At 39.0% G+C, this 18962-nt stretch carries 16 protein-coding genes; 5 read left to right on the top strand and 11 right to left on the bottom strand.

Annotated features, from left to right (window positions below; all coding sequences use genetic code 11):
* The first annotated feature begins 227 nt into the window (after positions 1-227).
* Positions 228-752 carry a hypothetical protein gene (locus EHQ52_RS12040; RefSeq protein ID WP_244244849.1) on the top strand — a complete coding sequence of 175 codons (525 nt, stop codon included), beginning with the start codon at positions 228-230 and terminating at the stop codon, positions 750-752.
* A 79-nt stretch (positions 753-831) separates the two neighbouring features.
* Here EHQ52_RS12040 and EHQ52_RS12035 read toward each other — a convergent pair whose 3' ends face one another.
* Entirely contained in the window at positions 832-1476 is a 645-nt protein-coding gene (locus EHQ52_RS12035) for a YceI family protein (RefSeq protein WP_135615386.1), read from the bottom strand.
* A gap of 58 nt (positions 1477-1534) precedes the next feature.
* On the opposite strand from EHQ52_RS12035, the gene thiL reads away from it, so the two are divergent.
* From thiL to EHQ52_RS12020, 3 genes are read left to right on the top strand one after another with little or no spacing between them, the layout of a single operon-like run.
* Positions 1535-2455: a thiamine-phosphate kinase gene (thiL, locus tag EHQ52_RS12030; RefSeq protein WP_135615385.1), complete on the top strand. Its 921-nt coding sequence runs from the start codon at positions 1535-1537 to the stop codon at positions 2453-2455.
* Positions 2456-2504: 49 nt separating this feature from the next.
* Positions 2505-3833: an MFS transporter gene (locus EHQ52_RS12025; RefSeq protein ID WP_135615384.1), complete on the top strand. Its 1329-nt coding sequence runs from the start codon at positions 2505-2507 to the stop codon at positions 3831-3833.
* 9 nt (positions 3834-3842) lie between these two features.
* Positions 3843-5006: a DUF418 domain-containing protein gene (locus EHQ52_RS12020; protein ID WP_135615383.1), complete on the top strand. Its 1164-nt coding sequence runs from the start codon at positions 3843-3845 to the stop codon at positions 5004-5006.
* A 5-nt stretch (positions 5007-5011) separates the two neighbouring features.
* Here the strand turns inward: EHQ52_RS12020 and EHQ52_RS12015 are convergent, their stop codons facing one another.
* Entirely contained in the window at positions 5012-8848 is a 3837-nt protein-coding gene (locus tag EHQ52_RS12015) for a PAS domain S-box protein (protein ID WP_135615382.1), read from the bottom strand.
* A gap of 168 nt (positions 8849-9016) precedes the next feature.
* On the opposite strand from EHQ52_RS12015, the gene EHQ52_RS12010 reads away from it, so the two are divergent.
* Positions 9017-9451, top strand: a complete 435-nt coding sequence (locus EHQ52_RS12010; RefSeq protein WP_135615381.1) for an MAPEG family protein — start codon at positions 9017-9019, stop codon at positions 9449-9451.
* Here the strand turns inward: EHQ52_RS12010 and EHQ52_RS12005 are convergent.
* From EHQ52_RS12005 to nuoF, 9 genes are read right to left on the bottom strand one after another with little or no spacing between them, the layout of a single operon-like run.
* Positions 9435-10151 (bottom strand): hypothetical protein, encoded by a 717-nt coding sequence (locus tag EHQ52_RS12005; protein WP_244244848.1) that lies wholly within the window; start codon positions 10149-10151, stop codon positions 9435-9437. The genes EHQ52_RS12010 and EHQ52_RS12005 overlap by 17 nt on opposite strands.
* Positions 10084-10596 (bottom strand): SseB family protein, encoded by a 513-nt coding sequence (locus EHQ52_RS12000; RefSeq protein ID WP_135615380.1) that lies wholly within the window; start codon positions 10594-10596, stop codon positions 10084-10086. Before EHQ52_RS12000 ends, EHQ52_RS12005 begins: the two co-directional genes overlap by 68 nt.
* A 1-nt stretch (position 10597) precedes the next feature.
* Entirely contained in the window at positions 10598-12076 is a 1479-nt protein-coding gene (locus EHQ52_RS11995; protein WP_135615379.1) for an NADH-quinone oxidoreductase subunit N, read from the bottom strand.
* A complete protein-coding gene (locus tag EHQ52_RS11990; protein WP_135615378.1) occupies positions 12073-13722 on the bottom strand; it encodes a complex I subunit 4 family protein in 1650 nt (549 codons plus the stop codon). The genes EHQ52_RS11995 and EHQ52_RS11990 overlap by 4 nt, the downstream gene beginning before the upstream one ends.
* Complete coding sequence (gene nuoL, locus EHQ52_RS11985; RefSeq protein ID WP_135615377.1) at positions 13723-15654, bottom strand: NADH-quinone oxidoreductase subunit L; 1932 nt, start codon at positions 15652-15654, stop codon at positions 13723-13725.
* Between the two features lie 4 nt (positions 15655-15658).
* On the bottom strand, positions 15659-15994 hold the full coding sequence (gene nuoK, locus EHQ52_RS11980; protein WP_020768973.1) for an NADH-quinone oxidoreductase subunit NuoK: 336 nt from the start codon (positions 15992-15994) through the stop codon (positions 15659-15661).
* On the bottom strand, positions 15991-16602 hold the full coding sequence (locus tag EHQ52_RS11975; RefSeq protein WP_135615376.1) for an NADH-quinone oxidoreductase subunit J family protein: 612 nt from the start codon (positions 16600-16602) through the stop codon (positions 15991-15993). The genes nuoK and EHQ52_RS11975 overlap by 4 nt, the downstream gene beginning before the upstream one ends.
* A complete protein-coding gene (gene nuoH, locus EHQ52_RS11970; RefSeq protein WP_135615375.1) occupies positions 16596-17654 on the bottom strand; it encodes an NADH-quinone oxidoreductase subunit NuoH in 1059 nt (352 codons plus the stop codon). Before nuoH ends, EHQ52_RS11975 begins: the two co-directional genes overlap by 7 nt.
* Before the next feature lie 3 nt (positions 17655-17657).
* Complete coding sequence (gene nuoF / locus EHQ52_RS11965; protein WP_135615374.1) at positions 17658-18956, bottom strand: NADH-quinone oxidoreductase subunit NuoF; 1299 nt, start codon at positions 18954-18956, stop codon at positions 17658-17660.
* Positions 18957-18962 lie beyond the last annotated feature (6 nt).

Below are 18962 nucleotides of genomic sequence, written 5' to 3'. Positions count from 1 at the left end.
AGTCCAAACTAAAAACACGATAAGCCAGACAAAGATATAATTTCTTGATTATTGACTAAGTCCGTTTTATCCTTGGTTGGATGATCCATCGTGTTCTTCTTATTTTAATCTTTTTTGTTTTATCCAACGGTTGCATTTCCGACAAAACCTGTTCGGACAAAGATAGAAGCTGCAGTTTCCAAGCAATATTAACAAGCCTTCTGATCACGGCTCCCGAGGGAATTTATATGTATGCTACGAATACGAGCTATAATGGAAAACTATCCATTTTAGGCTCAGGATTCTTGGATTCTAGCTTAAATACTATCTGCCAGCAAGAACGGCTCTTTTCTAATATCATAGATTCTAAATGTTCTAAATATGCTCCCTTAGTTTCGACTCCTACTGTTTCAGCTTCTTCATTGAATGCACTGTATGGGGATTTACCTACCACCGGAGTTCCGATCAGAGGTCCTTTCGGTACAATTATCGCGCAAGATTATTCCAACTTATTCGCAGTAGACCTAAATATTAGTCTAGAAGGTGCGGGCTTAGGTAACCAAACATTTTGGAGTTTTGGAGATGGAGGCGGTGGTGCCGCGGCAGACAACTGTTCAAATGGAAACGACGGCACCTCCTCCTCTTTAGGACAGGCTGGAAATACTTTAGTTAAAACCGTAGATAGTTGGTTTGCTACAGATATTTATTCTTGTTCACAGCAACATAAAGTCCTCTGCCTATGTTACGTTCCCACTTCTGGCGGAGGCGGCTGAAGGATAAAAACTGAATATTTTAAATTTCTAATAGAGGAGTGCGGAGAAGGCAACAAACTCACTCTCCGCTTTTTAAATCCTATTTACAATCTTTCTTTAAGGTAGATTTAATCGTAATTTCTACATCTGGCCAAAGAACAGATTTACCGTCTTTACTTTTATGAAGATCGCTGCATACTGTATTCAATGCAGCTAATGCCTTGCTCGCATTCCAATTATTAACGTCTAAAGAGCCTTTTGCTTCTAAAACTTCTCCGGTTAAAGTGAATTGTAAAGGAACATCTTTACTCACTCCGTTCCATATAAGTTTAACTACTCCAGTTCCGGATTTTCCATCAGCTTCTAGTTTTGCAGAAGATACTGATCCTTCTATCTTCCCGCTCTTTTTCAGATTTCCGAAAAATGCGCCCTTGATCTTAGGATCTCTTTCTGCATTTCCGCTGTCCAGGTCCAGAGCATCTATTGAGAATTTTAAACCTTTTAATGCGTCGGGAATTTTAGCAGCGGATTTTGCTCCTGAAATGTTTACTTTAATAAACTTGCCGCCCACTCCAGTTTTTTCTGTAAATTTGAAAGCTTTCCATTCAAGACCAGTTGCTTCTTGTGTTACAGAATATTTGCAGGACTCTTCTGCAGATAACGAATTGAATTGCAAACTTCCTGCGAGGGAGAATACTGAAAAAATCAGTGCGGATATATAAAAAGAATTTATACGTGATTTCATGACCTTATACTAGGGTTGAAATAAAACAAAGTCAAGATTTTTAGATATTGGAAAACACTTGAACGAAGAAGAACTCATCTCCTCCTTATATCCTCCCGGCAAAGAACAGGAAAACGACTGTTATTCGGATAAAGAAGGAAACTTAATCACAACAGATACAATTGTAGAAGGAACCCATTTCCGTTTGGACTGGAGTCGTCCCGAAGATTTGGCCAACAAGTTGGTAGAAGTTAACGTATCCGACATAGCAGCGGCTAACGGAACTCCTCAAAAAGCATTTTTCAATTTTGGACTTTCTCCTTCTTGCAATCGAAAAGAATTTTTAGAACCATTTATTGATTCATTTAAGAAGGCATTAAACTCCTACGAGATAGAACTCTGCGGCGGGGACACTTATAGAACACAAGAGTTAAACTTAACTTTAACTCTATTAGGAAAATCAAGTTCTCCTGTAGATAGAAAGGGTGGAAAACCGGGGGATAATGTATACTTGAGCGGTCATGTAGGCGCTTCACTTTTAGGTTATAAAATATTAGAAGGAGCACATATTTCTCTTTCTCCGGAAGCCAAAAAGATCGCCCTGGATAGACATTTAAGACCTAAATCAAGGTTGAACCTAAGCCGCTCCTTATATTCAAAAAACAGAATACATGCAGGAATGGATCTTACAGACGGACTCAAACAAGATGTATTCAAATTAGCTAAATCCTCCGGAGTCAGGATAGAATTAGATCTAGACAAACTTCCCTTTGAGAACGGAGTAAAAGAAGCAATCGGGATAGAAGGAGTTTTAACATCTGGAGAAGAATTAGAACTTCTGTTTTTATCACCGGATGAATTACCTTTCACCTGGGAAGGGATCTCTATCCGAAAAATAGGGATCGTTTTTGCATTAGAAGAAGGTGAATCTCCTCAGGTAAGATATTCTTATGAAGGAAAAATTTATTCACCTAAAGAATCTGGATTTAGACATTTTTAATTAAATTCTACTTGTGCGTCCGACAATATACGATCATTCTTCCCGATCGATGAGAAAAGGTCTATTATCTTGGATTCTACCCAGTCCACCTAAACCATTACGTCCCGAATCGGAAGTCCAAACTCTTTATCCAAAGTTTCGTTGGAGAATTTTAGAAGCCACTTTTCTCGGATATTCTGTCTTTTACACAGTCCGGAACAATTTCCCAGTCGTTTCCAAGGAAATTGGCCAAGCACTTTCCTATTCACAAGAACAGATCGGAAATATTTTAGCGATCACAGCGATCTCTTATGGTATCGGAAAATTCCTAATGGGGGCTTTATCAGATAGAAGTAACCCTAAGATCTTCATGCCATTAGGTCTTATTCTAACAGGGATTTGTAATATATGTTTTGGTGCTTCTTCTGATTACCAAACACATTTAATTTTATGGGGATTAAATGGTTTATTCCAAGGAATGGGCTGGCCACCTTGTGGAAGATCTTTAGGGCATTGGTTCTCCGTTAAAGAAAGAGGATCAAAATTCGCAATCTGGAACATCGCGCATAATGTGGGGGGCGGACTTGTAGGAGTGATCGCAGCGTACAGTGCTTCTTGGTTCGGATGGAGAAATGCATTTTATATTCCTGCTGCCCTTTCATTTTTAACCGCTATCTATTTATATTTCAGATTATTAGACACTCCTCAATCTGTTGGACTTCCTTCCATCGAAGAATATACAGGAACAGAAATAGATTCTACAAAAGTTTCAGAATCAGAAAGAGAGCTTAGTTTTAAGGAAATTTTTATAGATCTTGTACTTTTGAATAAGTATATCTGGGTCTTTGCAATAGCTAACTTTTTTGTATATATAGTCAGATATAGCCTTACAGATTGGGGACCTTCCTATCTGAAATTCGCCAAGGGAGCGAGTTTAGAAAAAGGAGGCATCAGCACTCTTATTTATGAATTCGCAGGTATAGGATCCACTTTACTTGTTGGTTGGTATTCTGACAAGGTTGGAGGAAAAAGAGGATTAGTCAGTTTGGTCTGCATGTTCCCGATCTTATTTGCATTATTCGGAATATTACTGATCCCTTCTGGATATTTATGGGCGGATCTTACACTATTTGGTGTGGTAGGATTTTTTATTTATCCTCCCGTAATGTTACTCGGAGTTGCTGGACTAGACTTTACTTCAAAAAAAGCAGTTGGGACAGCTGCAGGATTTATAGGACTATTCGGTTATTTAGGAAGGACAGCGCTCTCTAAAGGATTAGGATGGATGAGTTCATATCCTTGGTTTCGCTGGGAATATTCTATATTTATAATATTCACTTCTGCGATATTAGCTATAATACTACTTGCATTCACTTGGAACTGGAAACCTAAACATTAAGAGACCAACATGAAAAACAGGATAGGATTCATAGACTTTTTAAGAGGATTTGCTCTTTTAGGAATACTCGCAGTTAACCTGCCCTATTTTTCAAAACCAATGTATTTGGTTGCTTCCTTGGGAGAAAATTCCACTCTTCTAGATTCTATCGGCTCTTGGATTGTTGCATTCTTCTTTGAATCCAAGTTTTATGTATTATTTTCATTCTTATTCGGTTATGGATTTTTTGTCCAACTGGAGAATAATCCGGAAACATATTCCAGAGCCAGGTATTTCAGAAGAATCCTAGGTTTAGGAATATTAGGAATTCTTCATGGAATCTTTTTGTTCATTGGGGATATTCTTCTCTCTTATGCAATTTTAGGAGCATTTCTCTGGTTTTTGAGAAACAGATCCGCTTCCTTATTATTAAAACTTTCTCTATTTTTCCTAGTTATAGCAGTGTTTTGCAGAATAGGGATGAGTTTCGCAGAAGTAGAATTGAAATCACAGTTAGAGGCAAATCTTCCCCGTCTGCTGGAAGAAAGCAGAAAAGCATATTTAGGAGGATTCTGGGAGAGCAATGTTCAGAGAACCAAGGACACAATTCTATCCATTCCTTTTTTGGTATTCTACCAATGGCCTACTGTTTTCTCCATGTTTTGTTTAGGCTTTTTTGCAGCTAAAAATTCAATCTTCTCGGATTGGGAAAGAGTAAAGCCTGGATTGAAAAAACTTTTTCCTTGGATGTTATTCTTGGGAATTTTAGGGAATCTGGTATATACATTACATTCCCGTCATATTCTTCCTGAAAATCAAAGTGTACTTTTAAAAATTTTATATGCGATCTCGGATACTTTTAGTGCACCCGCACTCACATTCTGTTATGTATATTTACTTGGGAATTATTATCATTCAGGAAGAAGTTTTGCTGATCGTATCTGGTTCGAAACAATGGGAAAACTTTCTTTGACCTGTTATTTAGGAGAATCTTTGGTCTGCACTTGGATCTTTTGTGGCTGGGGACTTGGATATTTCGATCAAATAGGTAGTTATATTGTCTTAATTTTAATTGTTCCTATTTGGACTTTTTTTGGGGCATTCTCTTTGATTTGGAGAAGGACCTTTTTATTAGGCCCTATGGAATGGTTCTTGAGATCTTGGACCTATTGGCAAAAAATCAAAATACTTTAAGTAAATTAACTCATCCAACGGAAAATAATCCGGGCAAAATCGGCCTTTACTGCAGGTTTACTAATATAATCATCCATACCAGCTTCTAAACATCTTTCTCTTTCGCCGGAAACAATACCCGCAGTCACTGCTATGATCGGAACCCTATGGCCGTCTTTTTCTAGTACACGTATTGCTTTACTAGCTTCATATCCGTTCATCTCAGGCATTTGGATATCCATAAAGATCAAGTCCGGATTGATCTCTCTAAATTTATCCACCGCTTCTCTGCCCGTCAGGGCCTCTACACATTTTGCCTTGGGAAGGATACGTTTAACAATACTTTTTGCGAGCATCATGTTTACAGTGTTATCTTCCGCGATCAGAACAGTTGCAGTTTTATGAATGGTAGGAGCTCCTTCCTGATCCCTTGCATTCAAAGGAAATACGAAAGGTTCTTTGAAGATCTGATTTCTGGCCAGAATATCGAATAATTTCTGCATATGGATTGGCTTAGAGATCACTTCCTGGACTCCTAATTTTCTGGACTTCTCAGTAAATTGATCTCCTTCTTCCGGATTTACGATTAGTACGATCGGTTGATCTTCACTTCTGATCTTCAAGTCCTCTCTTACTTTTCGGACAAGCTCCAATCCATCTCCTTCCGGCATTTCAGAATCCATTAAAATAATATCATATCTATTCCCGCTGGATAAGGTTCGTAACATCTCCTCTCCGTTTTTGGAGAAGTCTGCCGGAATATTTTGCATTGATAACATATCTCCGATCAATTTTATGTTTTCTTGATCCTTATCTGCTATTAAGACTTTTTTGATAGAACGAAGCCTGATCCAATCTTCTCCCACAATTTCAGAAATATTTAGTTTTAGATCGAAATAGAATATGCTTCCTTTTCCTAATTCACTCTTTACTTGAAGACCACTTCCCATTATAGATAAAAGTTTATTTGAGATCGCAAGTCCAAGTCCCGTCCCTCCAAATCTGCGAGTAGTGGACACATCTCCTTGGGTAAATGCTTCGAATATTTTGTCCCTTGCATCAGGTGCAATACCAATCCCAGTATCTCTTACTGAGAATCTGAACTCTCCTTCTGTTTCTGAAATTTTTTTGAGAAGTTCTATTTTAAATTCTATTTCACCTTCTTCTGTAAACTTTACAGAGTTACTAAATAAATTTACTATGATCTGTCTTAGCCTAACACTATCTGCCTTTACAAAACGAGGCACATCCCATGCAACATTTACGATTACTTCTAATCCTTTTTTCTGAGCTTGGAATTTGATCGTATTTACGATTTGGCTGCAAAGTTCTAAAAGATTTGTCTTTTCATAAGATAATTCTAATTTTCCTGCTTCAATCTTAGAAAAATCTAATATATCGTTAATAATATCTAGCAAGGACTCTGCGGATTGGAATACAGTCATCATATATTGATGCTGAGTAGAATCCATGGAAGTTCTTAATAATAGATCAGAAAATCCTATGATACCATTCAAAGGAGTCCTGATCTCATGGCTCATATTTGCCAAGAAGTCCGATTTAGCTTTATTTGCATGTTCCGCGGCCAGTTTTGCTTTTTTTAACTCTTCTCTTTGTAAGCAACTTTCAGTGATATCCTGGGTGAACATCATGATCCCGCCTATAGAACCATCTAATTGATACCAAGGCCTTACTTCCCAACGAAGATACTGGTCATGCTCCCAACCATCTGGCCTCCAGACATCTTCATCATTTTTGAGAACTTCTCCGGATAAACATCTTTGATGGATATCCTTCCATTCTTGGGAAACACTCGGAAATACATCGTAATGAGATAGCCCTATGATATTTTTTCCGGACAAGTGATACTCGGTTAACCATCTTTCGCTAACAGCAACGTATTTGATTTCTTTATCGAACATTGCTACTGCCGCAGGGGCATGTTCAACGAATGCGGAAAGCCTGGATTTTTCTCGGAACAATTCCAATTCAGCTTTTTTCCGCTTATCAATGTCATATAATGCTCCGAATATACGGACACATTCGCCATTTTCAAATTCTGCACTTCCTACAGTCCTAACCCAAAGTACATTGCCCTTAGCAGTGACTAGTTGGATCTCCAGATCGTAGGGCTCGCCTTGTTTTATAAGTTTATCTATAACTTCTAAAATTTTTTCCCTGTTCTCACCTTCTTTAACAAACTTTAATGCTCCTTTTATATCAGGTTCAAAATCAGCGGGAACTTCAAACATTTCCTTCGTAACACCTGACCAGGTTTCTACATTGTTTTTCAGATCAAGATCCCAGGCACCGATCCTTACTAACTTGTTGGTTTGTTCCAGAAGTTCCTTGGCATGACGTAATTGTTCTTCCGCCTTTTTGATCTCGTCTATATCCATGATCTGAGAGATAAAATGATTTGGTCTTCCATCTGCATCTCTGACCAAAGCTACAGAGAGAAGGACCCAGACGATCTCGCCATCTTTCTTAATATAACGTTTTTCTAAATGATAACCTGATCTCTTTCCATCTAAGGTCTCCGCTAATAACTGCAGATCTTTTCCTAAATCCTCTTCATAAGTGATATCTTTAAAAGTCAGCTTGGACAATTCTTCCCAATCGTATCCGAGTAACTTGATCAGATTTCCATTCACTTGCATCCATCTTCCTTTTGGATCCAAGATTGCCATTCCGATCGCAGAATATTCGAAGGCGCTCCTAAAAGAACTTTCCATCCTTTTTCTTTCGCCTATATCTCTTGCGATCTCTGCGGAACCAGTCATTTTCCCGGAAGAATCAAACATAGGAGAGAGTGTGATAGACATTTCGATCCAATGTCCGTCCTTTGCTTTTCGAACCGATTCAAAATGAAGGTTCTCTTTTTCAGATTTGATCTTAAAATCAATCCTGGATTCTAAAGGTTTGGATTCATCCGGGACCAATAGATCAAATTTAGATCCGAGCATCTCCGCAGAGCCATAACCGAAAATTTTCTCTGCCCCATGATTCCAAGACGTAATAACTCCTTCTAAGTCCTTACCTATGATCGCGTCGTCGGAAGATTCTACAATTTTTGCCAGACGGCGATTGGCGAGCTCTGCATTTCGGATCTCAGAAATATCATTAGAAATTACTGAAAAACCAACTACCTTCCCATCCCTAAAATCAGGTATATATTTTGTTAATGTGTATCTGGAATGTTTTCCATCAGGAGAAGGTACTCTTCTTTCGAATAACTGTGTCTCTCCCTTTAAAGCACCTTGTATATAAGGATAATTTAATTCGAATAGTTGGTCGCCTAAAACAGTTCGTAAATGTTGTCCGACTATCTTTTTAGTCTCTATCCCGAACCATTTTTGATAAGCCTCATTTGCCAATCGATTGATTAAATTACAATCCCAATATCCGACTAAATCAGGAAGAGCATCTATTAGAGAAAGAAAATCCAATTCTCTTTTTAAAGAATTTATCTCCGATTCTTGTACGATCTTAATTCCAGCGATACAGATTTGGTCACCGGATCCATTCTTTAGGATTTTAAGTTTAGTATCTGTCCCGAGCCCCACACCGGAGAATGTTTTATAACGAATAGAAAGAGTAATTGTATCTTGAATCTTCTCTATTTGAGAATCGATCAGCCGATGATCCTTTTTGAAGAATAAATCCTTCCACTTGACTGAAGAAATATCAGACGAATCAGAAATTCCAAGAACGGATCTGAACCTAGGATTGATCCAAAATCTATTTCGATCCGAAAGATCTAAGACCCAAATCCCGTCCAACCCTTCGGTTTGAATGAACTGGAAAACTTCCCAATCGTTTTGTATCCAGTGATAGACTAACTTTTCCAGGGATTCTTGCATTTTAGTATTAAGTTATGAGACGAAGATAAAGGGGCTATAGATTATTCAAAAAGTCCCAGGAGTCAATGAAAATAGAAATGGAAGATTTTGAAATTCTGTGTCTTTTGCTTGCAGATTATAAGCAAAACTATTCCATATAAAATTCTTTTCTATTTAAAAGGGTTAGAGATGCAAAAAGAATACTGGCTTCTTCCGATCGGAGCGTTAGCTCTATTGACTTTTTTCGTATTACTACAAATTCCGATCCGCCGTTTATACGCAGGTATTATTGGAAAAGTAACTCCGGACGATTTTAAGTTGGGGGAATCCAAAAATGTTCCGGGGTGGGTGGCTATCGCAAATCGGAATTATATGAATCTATTGGAGATGCCTCTCTTATTCTATCTTATCTGTCTGATACAATATTTAACGAGTTCTAATGACCCTTTAAATTTTCAGTTGGCATGGATCTATGTGGGACTTAGGACCGCACATAGCTTGATCCATCTTACTTATAATAACGTCATCCACAGATTAATTATATTTGCGTCGAGTAATTTGATCCTGTTTGTGATCTGGGTGAATTATTTCAGAAAATTTATAGAAGTTACTTTTTGGGGATAAAAACTTCCTTAGATAATGCTCTATCCAAAGTTTTTAATCCCATAAAACGTCCCAACCTTTCATATTCTCCTCCTGGAGAATAAAAAGGTGCCAGGAATATAAAGAAAACCTGATAATAATAATCGTATTTTTCAGTTAAGTCTACTGAACCTAAAAGTTCGCCCTTTGCATTGTAAAAATCTGTGCTCATCGCAAAGGAACCTTCTTCCCTGTAAGGACGAAAACCCCATCCTTTGGAAAATGCGTAATCCATTCCTCTATCTTCTGCTTGAGATTCCACGATCTTAATTTGTACTTTTAGATCCCCATCAGAAGTAGTATTAACCTCTCTGAACAAACCAGAATCCTCATACGCGGAAACTAAAAGTTCTTTCCAAGTTTCTTCTCGATTCTTCTGTTCTTCTTCTTCTAAATTATATGCGTGATCATCCTTTTCAGGGATATAGATCACTTTAAGAGAAACTTTTTTATAATGTTTTAATACTTTTCCCTCGTTTAAGGTAGAAGGAGAAATAAGTTCTGATCTTGAAACCAGAATACAATTCGTGAAGACTAAGGACAAAAGAAGAAGATTGAAAATATATATTCGAAAAGAAGAATACATGGAATTACGTTCTATAAAAAGAGAAGGACTATTTTTCTTTTTGCAATAATTCCAAATGATCTCTGGAGAGCAACCATAACGTAGATCCAGGATCAATGGCAACTCCGGAAACTCCCTTATTTTGCAGACCTAAGGCCCATAATTCTTTAGCAGTAATAGGCACAAGTGCAGTATCTTTTTTAAAATAACGGAAAGATTCAGAAGGATGAGAGAATGCAGGCAAGAACACTCTACCGTGTTCATCGCTTACGTACAATAATACGATAGGTTGAGGTCCTTTTTTAGGAGGAGTTTTTTTCTTCTTTTTGGCAGCAGCTTTTTTCTTAGGTTTTGCCTTTTTGGGAGCAGCTTCCTCGCCCGCATGAGGGATCAGAAAATAAGCCTTAGTAAGTTCAGCAGAAAGTTTTTCTAAATTTTTTTCGGAACGATTTTTAGAATAAAGATAAATTGCCTCTCTAAACCTCGCATTTTCTCCATCAAACTTAGGGATGGGCTCAAAGTATTCTTTAATGGAAGATAGAACTTTTTTAAAACTCGACATCTTACTTTTGTAATTCTGCGGATTTGTTTGCAAACTTTAAGCTATTCAAATCCTTAGGTTGGATAAAATACCAACCCACTAAAACTGCTGCCAAAGAAATTGCAGATACAAATAAGACTCCGTAACTTGCTTTAGGAGAATCTAATTTAGATATTTCTCCTTCTTCAGAACTCATATAAGCAAGTATTCCTACTTTTACATAATAATATAATGCCAATGCAGAGTTCGCGATCCCTCCAATGAGTAACAATTTGGAGATCTGATCTGTTCCTTCTGCGATCTTTTGGAATAGGAATAATTTTGCCGAGAATCCACCTAAAGGAGGGATCCCAGCTAAAGATAAGAAGAAAATGAATAATGCAAAGCTAGTCCAAGGCCTGGACTTTGCTAACCCACCGATAGATTCATATGTTACGTGGCGATTGCCTTCTTCCAAGAAAGAAAGAATAGCAAATGCCCCTAAACTCATGAATGAATATACAATCAAATAGAATAATGCTTCTTCTTTTCCCCCTAAAGAAATCCCAGCAACCACATAGCCTGCATGAGCAATAGAAGAATATGCCAAAACTCTTTTCAAACTTGTCTGCTTTAAAGCCACGAAGTTTCCGTAAGTCATGGACAGGAGCGCTAAGATCCCCATGATCCAGGTCCATTCTCCGCCTGACTTGGCAACAGGAAGTTTTGAAAATACAACGAGTAGTAGTCCCATGGAAGCAGACTTAGAAGCTGTTGCCATAAATCCTGTAACCGGAGTTAAAGCACCTTCGTAAGCATCAGGTGTCCAGGAATGATAAGGAAATAATGCGATCTTAAATGAGATCCCTGTTAATAGAAGTAATAATCCTATCTTAGTAAAATTGGAATCAAATCCAGCGCTCAACAAAGGTTTTAAGGAATCTTGCAGATGAGTTGTGCCTGATCCTCCAAACAAAAAAGCCATTCCGAATAAGAAAAATCCTGTGGAGAAACTTCCTAAAAGAAAATATTTCAAGCTGGCTTCTAAAGAATAAACATCACTTCTTGCCATTCCAACCAGAACATACAAGCATACAGACATCAATTCCAATCCAACAAAGATTGTAACAGTATCTGTTCCAGAAGTCATCAGGAACATTCCAACGACTGAAAAAAGAAGAAGAGGATAGAACTCCGGAAATTCCATATTATGTTGTTCTAATACTCTTGGAGAAGCAAGAACAGTATAGAATGCGGCAATTAAATATAATGCCCCAAACCAGAAACCAATTGTGGAGATTTCGTAATGCCCTGAAAAGTAAGACCCAACTCCAGGATTCGATTGAGAAATAAATAAGGAGAAAAATGCGGCGATCAAAATCAGACCAGAAGTGAACCTTACGATCCTAAATTCAAATCCTTGGAAAAAGAACTGCAATCCAAGCAATAAGATCCCTCCTCCTGAAAGTACCAGAATAGGAAGTATAGAAATTAGATCGTTGGAATTTGGAATTAAATTCATTCTTCCGCCTCTTGGGAAACAGTCTTATTGCCTGGGATCCCTGTTCCTCTTCCGGAACTGATCCTATCTTCGTAACTTGGAGGCTCGACTCCCAAGGTCCTATAATTGATAAATTTCTTCTTGGTGTTCTTCAGAGTGCCTTCTTGTTCTAAAAAGGCTCTTTCTTGCAATGCTTGTTTAGAAGTTAGGTTCAATACTACTCTCGCACTCGGTTTCAAATAATCTAGCAAAAGATTAGGGAAAATCCCGGTTAATATTATAATTCCTGCAACTACAGAAATTATAAACTTCTCTCGTAAATTTAAAGGAGACAAGCCAGAAGATAAAGAATTTGGCTCACCAAATAACAAGTGCCTTGCAAAGTATAACATATATCCTGCAGCAAAAATCACTGCAGAACCCGCTACAAAACCGTAAATAAGGCTGTATTTGAACGTTCCGATCAGAACTAAAAATTCTCCCACGAAACCATTTGTTCCTGGAAGACCAGCACTCGCGAAAGCAGCCAAACCAATCGTTACTGCCAAAAATGGGGCCGATTTAGCAAGACCGGAATAGTCTTTTAGTTCGTTACTTCCAGTTCTTTCATGCAAGAATCCTAATATAAAGAACAAAAGTCCAGAAGTGAATCCATGATTCACCATTTGGAGCATTCCGCCTGCGACACCTTCTTCCGTAAGTGTTAAGATCCCTAAAATACAGAATCCCATATGTGAAAGAGAAGAAAATGCAATAAGGCGTTTGCTGTTTTTCTGAGTTAATGCTACGAGAGCTCCATAAACGATCCCAGCAACAGCAAGAGCTGTAAGTAGATTACGATATTCTAAAAATACCTGCGGGAAGATTGGAATAGCCACTCTAACATAGGCGAACAGTCCTATCTTTAAGAGAATTCCAGCTAAGTCCACAGAACCTACAGTCGGAGCTTCTTCGTGAACATCAGGCATCCAAGTGTGGAAAGGAAATAGAGGCACCTTGATCGCAAATGCGAAACTAAATCCAACAAATAACCAAAACTTAATATTCGCAGGAATAGAATTCAAAGAGACCACAGCCAATTCTTCCAGATCGAATGTATGTGTGTAATGATATAAAACCAAAATACTCGCGAGCATGAAAACAGATCCGGTAAAAGAGAATACCAGATATTTCATCGCAGCCTTAATTCTTCCTTTTTCTCCCCAGATACCCACCATCAATGTGAAAGGCAGGACCATCCATTCCCAGAAAACATAAAATTGGATCAGGTTGACCGAAAGAAAAACTCCGATCACTCCAGTTTCTACTAAAAGAAGAAGAATAAAAAATTCTCTGATCCTATGCTTTACATTAGAAAAAGCAGATAAAGCGGAAAGGAAAAATAGCAGAGCAGACATCGTCACAAGCAATAAAGAAAATCCGTCTATCGCTATATGATAATCCAAACCTCCCGATTGTAATTCCAGGAAGTTCCAGATACGATGAGTAAATTGAAGACCGCTGTCTCCTTTCAGAAATTCCAAAAAGAGAGGAATGGTCATCGCAAAAACTGCAAGAGTTACGATCGAAGACCAAACACGGATCCATTTTTCTTTTTTAGAAAAGAATAAGAAAGGGATACCTAAAACAGGAAGGAATAATAGAATGCTTAAATAATACTGGGGCACTTAGATTCCCCTCCATAAGAAAACGGACAAGATCAAAACGGTCCCTAAAACAATTAGAAAAGCGTAATCTACTACTGTTCCTGTTTGGATCCTACGTAGTAATGAGGCAACTCCGCCGGAAATTTTTCCTGTTCCGGTCAAAACCCTATCGATCAAACGTTTCTCTACCACTTCGGATAAAAATTCGGATAAGGCGGAAATCGGCCCGATCAAAACGTTTTTGAAAATTTCATCTATGAAATACTTATTCGCAGGAAGAAGTCTCCAGCCAGAATAAGAGGATTCAGCTAAAGGTAACTTTTCCTTTTTGCCAAAAAAGAACCAATAGATCCCAACACCTAAAAGGATTGCTCCTAAAGAAAGCCCAGCTAGTAGGAGTTCCAACTCATGACTTAAATGATGGACTTCCAAAACGCCTTTTTGCTGAGAATAATACAGCAGCCCCTTCGCAAAAACAGGAGAGAAATATTTCTCTAAGAAATCAATTCCCCCTCCTAAAGATTCAGGAACGAGTAAATATCCGGAGAATGCAGCACCCAGCGCCAAAATCACTAATGGTACCGTCATGGTCCAAGGAGATTCATGTGGATGTACATGATTAGAAACCCTGGATTTGCCGGTAAACGCCAAGAACGTTAGGCGGAACATATAGAATGTGGTTAAGAATGCAGTAGCGATCCCCATTCCAAAGAATACAGGATGGAAATAGAATGCTTTTTCTAAGATGAGATCTTTAGAGAAAAACCCGCTGAATGGTGGAGCTCCTACAATCGCCAAGGTTCCCAAAAGAAAGGTCCACCAAGTGATCTTCATCTGGGACTTAAGTCCGCCCATTCTTCTTAAATCCTGCTCATCAGATAATCCGTGGATCACTGAACCGGAACCCAAGAACAACAAAGCCTTAAAGAATGCGTGAGTTAATAAGTGGAAAAGCCCTGCAACATAAGCGCCTGTTCCCATCGCAACAAACATATAACCCAGCTGAGAAACAGTAGAATAAGCTAGAACTTTTTTGATATCGTTTTGGTAAACACCGATGGTTGCAGCGAAAAATGCAGTGAATGTTCCAATACAAACGATCCAAAAGCCGACCTTAGGAACTAAAATAAAAATAAAATTCAATCTTGCGATCAGGAATAATCCTGCAGTCACCATCGTTGCGGCATGGATCAAAGCAGAAACTGGAGTAGGTCCTGCCATCGCATCAGGCAACCAAACATGGAAGGGAAACTGAGCGGACTTACCCATTGCTCCTATAAAGAAGCAGATCGCCACAAAAGGAAGTGCATTCAGTAAAAACTTTGCCTGAGGTAAAGATTCAGAAATTGTAATAAAGGAAACGGAACCAGCCAACCAATACGTTAAAGCAATTCCTCCTATCATCGCCAAGTCAGCGATCCTATTGGTAACGAAAGCCTTGATACTTGCTTGTGCAGCGTTTTCTTTATGAGTATCGAAACCGATCAGTAGATAAGAACAAAGTCCCACACCTTCCCAACCGAAAAATAGAACCACCAGGTTTTCTGCTAAAACCAGATGGAGCATAAAGAATACGAATAAGTTCAGATAAGAGAAAAATCTCCCGATCCCAGGATTGCCTTTCATGTATCCAATGGAATATAGATGGATCAAACTTCCGATCCCTGTGATGATCAGAGCCATAAAAAGAGAAAGTTGATCTACTTGATAAGCAAGATCCGCTTTAAAATTCCCAACTTGTACCCAATTGAATAGAGTAACAATTTGAGCATCTTGTCTTTCCAAAGGATGGAATTGAAGATAAGCGAATACACTCGCCGCAAAAGATACAAAAGACAATGAGGTCCCGATCGGACCTGAGAGACCTTTCCAATATCTTCCGAATAATGCGTTTAATACGGACCCAAGAAGTGGAGAAAAAGCCAGAACGGATATAAGGATTTCCCAACTCATCGCATTACCATTTCATTAAATTCATTTCGTCTACGAAACTTGTCTTTTTCTTTCTGTGAATTGCAACCACAAGAGCCAAACCGATCGCGGCTTCCACTGCTGCGATCGCCATCACAAAAAATACAACCACTTCTCCCTGAACCTGATGAAGTGATTTTGAAAAAACGACAAATACCAAATTTACCGAGTTCAACATGAGTTCTATACTCATAAAGATAACTACTGCACTTCTTCTGAATAAAACCCCGGCTACACCGATGGAAAAAATAATACAGGCAAGGATTAGCAGATATTCCACGGGAATTCCCGCGAGAGTTGGTTTCAGAATTCCTGGATTCATGGCTCCCCTTCTTCTGTTTTTTTACCTAAATTCTTTTTTCCTAATATAACTGCGCCAAGCACAGCGGCTAAAAGTAATATGGAAACTATTTCGAAAGGAAGAAGGTAATCCAAAAACATGGAACTCCCTACCACAGCAGTATTTCCTTCTGCGATCACGCCCGCCTTTCCATCTTCTGGTTTGGACAATGTATATTCGTAGGACCCAGAATCAGAATAACCTTTAGGAGAAGCTTCCGTATTCGGAATTCCTTCTCTGACTGAATGGATAAGTACCACAGCAAGTAACACAACAACCGAAAGAACCAAAACTTTTTTAATCGGATGATTCCAAAGGTTTGCAATCCCTTCGTCGTGTAAGGATAGAAGCATCAGAACGAAAACTACAAGCACCATGATGGCACCCGCATAAACCAAAACCTGCATGGTAGCCACGAAAACAGAACCTATGACCGCATAAATTCCGGCTAACGCAAAAAAGGAAAGTACAAGTAAAACTGCAGAACTAATTGGATTAGGATGAAATACAACTCCTAAGGCTCCGGCAACCAACACTCCACTAAATATAAAAAAGAGCAGAAGCCCAGGATTATCGAATATTCCTACCATTTCCAGAAACCGTCCAAACCAACGTAAGCACTAGCGATCAGAATATTCGCAACTGCCCAAGGGATCATTTTTTTCCAACCGATAGTCATCAACTGATCGTATCTGAATCTAGGCAGGGTCCATCTCACCCACATGAATAAGAATGCGAAAAATAAAACCTTAAGAGTAAAGAAGCCTAGTCCCGCCCATGCCTGCCAAACAGAACCGTTCAATATTCCAAAAGGAAGATGGTATCCACCAAAGAAGAGAATGGTAACCACACAACTCATGGTGATCATATTCATATATTCTGCGATGAAGAATAATGCGAATTTGAATGCACCATATTCTGTATGAAATCCAACTACTAATTCGGATTCCGCTTCTGCCAAATCGAAAGGAAGTCTGTTTGTTTCTGCAAACATAGCCACTACGAAAACAGAAAATGCAATAAATCCAGGAAGTTTGAAAATATTCCAAAGACCAACCTGAGCATCATTGATATCAGTAAGTTTTAAAGATCCAGTCAAGATCACTATGGCAGCCACAGAAAGACCAAGTGGTAATTCGTAACTGATCATCTGCGCCGTAGCACGGATCCCACCAATCAAAGAATATTTATTATTACTGGACCAACCCGCAAGAATGATCCCATAAACGGAAAGACTAGAGATCGCAAATAAGAACAAGATCCCTGTATCAGGATTTGCAATTTGAAGATCTAAAGAAGTAAATCCAATTTCTCTCGCCAAAAATTCAGGTAAAACAACAGTCCCACCCAAAGGAACCACTGCCCAGGCCATGATCGCACAAGTCATAGAGATCGCAGGTGCGATCAAATACATGACCTTGTTTACATTTTTAGGGAAGATCTCTTCCTTCGTTAAGAACTTGATCCCATCTGCCAAAGGTTGTAATAAACCAAGAGGGCCCGCGCGGTTTGGGCCTTTTCTGTCCTGGATAAATCCGGCTACTTTACGTTCTGCTAATGTATAATACGCACAAGCAGTGATGAACACTATAAAAAAAAGTGCACTTTTCAGTAACCAGAGTAGAACTAAATTCCAATCCATGGTTCAGGCTCCAGTCTGAGCAGGAATAGGCTCTTCTTCTTTGCCTGCTTTGTCTTTTAATCTGGCTTCGAATTCATGTTTGAATTTTAAGATAGTAGGTCGGACTGCTCCCACACATGCATCAGAAAGAGGACATATAGTTGTTCCACCTTCCATATTTCTAGCTAAGGAAAGAATAAGATCCAAGTCTGCACTGGTTCCTTCTCCTTCTTTGATCTTATGCAGCAGGTCTCTCACCCAATGTGTACCCTCTCTGCAAGGAGTACATTGTCCGCAGGATTCATGAGCATAAAATCTTGCAAATCTGTAAGTGGTCTCTACCAAGTCAGTGCCTTCTCCGATCACGATTACCGCGCCGGAACCAAGCATTGTTTTATGAGCCGCCATGGATTCGAAATCCATATTTGCAGTTTTACATTCTTCTGCTGTTAAGATCGGGACTGAGGAACCACCAGGGATCACCGCTTTTAACGGAACATCGTCCAACATTCCACCACAAAGATCATTCACTAATTCTAATAAAGGAGTTCCAAGTTCAATCTCGTATACCCCCGGTCTTTTTACATGACCAGAAACGGAGAATAAACGAGTACCTGGAGATTTTTCGGTGCCTATCTTAGAATACCAATCAGCACCCTTATCCAAAATATGAGGAACAGTGGAGAAAGTTTCCACGTTATTCACTACTGTAGGACAACGATACAGACCTGAAACAGCAGGAAATGGAGGTTTTAATCTTGGATGGCCCCTACGACCTTCCAAAGAATTGATGAGTGCAGTCTCTTCTCCGCAGATATAAGCTCCTGCTCCGGCATATAATACCAGATCAAAATCGAACCCGCTGCCTAGGATATTTTTTCCCAGATATCCTTTTGCATAGGCTTCATCGATTGCCTTTTGCATGGAGTCGATACCTTTATTGAACTCTCCACGGATATAAAAAAATCCTTTGTTTGCACCGATCGCTTTTGCACCGATCACCATTCCCTCAATGATTTGGTGGGGAAGGTTCTCAATCAGTTTACGATCTTTGAATGTTCCAGGTTCTCCCTCGTCCGCATTACAGATGAGATATTTAGGTTTTGGAATATCCTTAGGAATAAAGGACCATTTGAGTCCTGTAGGGAAACCAGCTCCCCCTCTTCCTCTCAAACCTGATTTTTTAACGATCTCTATAATTTCTTCCGGCGCAATAGACAGAGCTTTTTTCATTCCGTCGTAACCGTGAACTGATTCGTAAAATTCCAATTCGTTAGAACGGGGATCGTCTATAAATTTAGTGAGGATTTTCATTTCTGCCATAACGTT

This window comes from Leptospira koniambonensis (assembly GCF_004769555.1).
GTDB lineage: Bacteria > Spirochaetota > Leptospiria > Leptospirales > Leptospiraceae > Leptospira_B > Leptospira_B koniambonensis.
This window is presented reverse-complemented; position numbering and strand designations above follow the sequence as displayed.

What these genes read in the sequence shown, in the direction of transcription:
- EHQ52_RS12040 (WP_244244849.1), top strand. Translation starts at nt 228, where the DNA reads ATGTATGCTACGAATACGAGCTATAATGGAAAACTATCCATTTTAGGC.
- EHQ52_RS12035 (WP_135615386.1), bottom strand. Translation starts at nt 1,476, where the DNA reads ATGAAATCACGTATAAATTCTTTTTATATATCCGCACTGATTTTTTCA.
- EHQ52_RS12025 (WP_135615384.1), top strand. Translation starts at nt 2,505, where the DNA reads ATGAGAAAAGGTCTATTATCTTGGATTCTACCCAGTCCACCTAAACCA.
- EHQ52_RS12020 (WP_135615383.1), top strand. Translation starts at nt 3,843, where the DNA reads ATGAAAAACAGGATAGGATTCATAGACTTTTTAAGAGGATTTGCTCTT.
- EHQ52_RS12015 (WP_135615382.1), bottom strand. Translation starts at nt 8,848, where the DNA reads ATGCAAGAATCCCTGGAAAAGTTAGTCTATCACTGGATACAAAACGAT.
- EHQ52_RS12010 (WP_135615381.1), top strand. Translation starts at nt 9,017, where the DNA reads ATGCAAAAAGAATACTGGCTTCTTCCGATCGGAGCGTTAGCTCTATTG.
- EHQ52_RS12000 (WP_135615380.1), bottom strand. Translation starts at nt 10,596, where the DNA reads ATGTCGAGTTTTAAAAAAGTTCTATCTTCCATTAAAGAATACTTTGAG.
- EHQ52_RS11995 (WP_135615379.1), bottom strand. Translation starts at nt 12,076, where the DNA reads ATGAATTTAATTCCAAATTCCAACGATCTAATTTCTATACTTCCTATT.
- nuoL (WP_135615377.1), bottom strand. Translation starts at nt 15,654, where the DNA reads ATGAGTTGGGAAATCCTTATATCCGTTCTGGCTTTTTCTCCACTTCTT.
- nuoK (WP_020768973.1), bottom strand. Translation starts at nt 15,994, where the DNA reads ATGAATCCAGGAATTCTGAAACCAACTCTCGCGGGAATTCCCGTGGAA.
- EHQ52_RS11975 (WP_135615376.1), bottom strand. Translation starts at nt 16,602, where the DNA reads ATGGTAGGAATATTCGATAATCCTGGGCTTCTGCTCTTTTTTATATTT.
- nuoH (WP_135615375.1), bottom strand. Translation starts at nt 17,654, where the DNA reads ATGGATTGGAATTTAGTTCTACTCTGGTTACTGAAAAGTGCACTTTTT.
- nuoF (WP_135615374.1), bottom strand. Translation starts at nt 18,956, where the DNA reads ATGGCAGAAATGAAAATCCTCACTAAATTTATAGACGATCCCCGTTCT.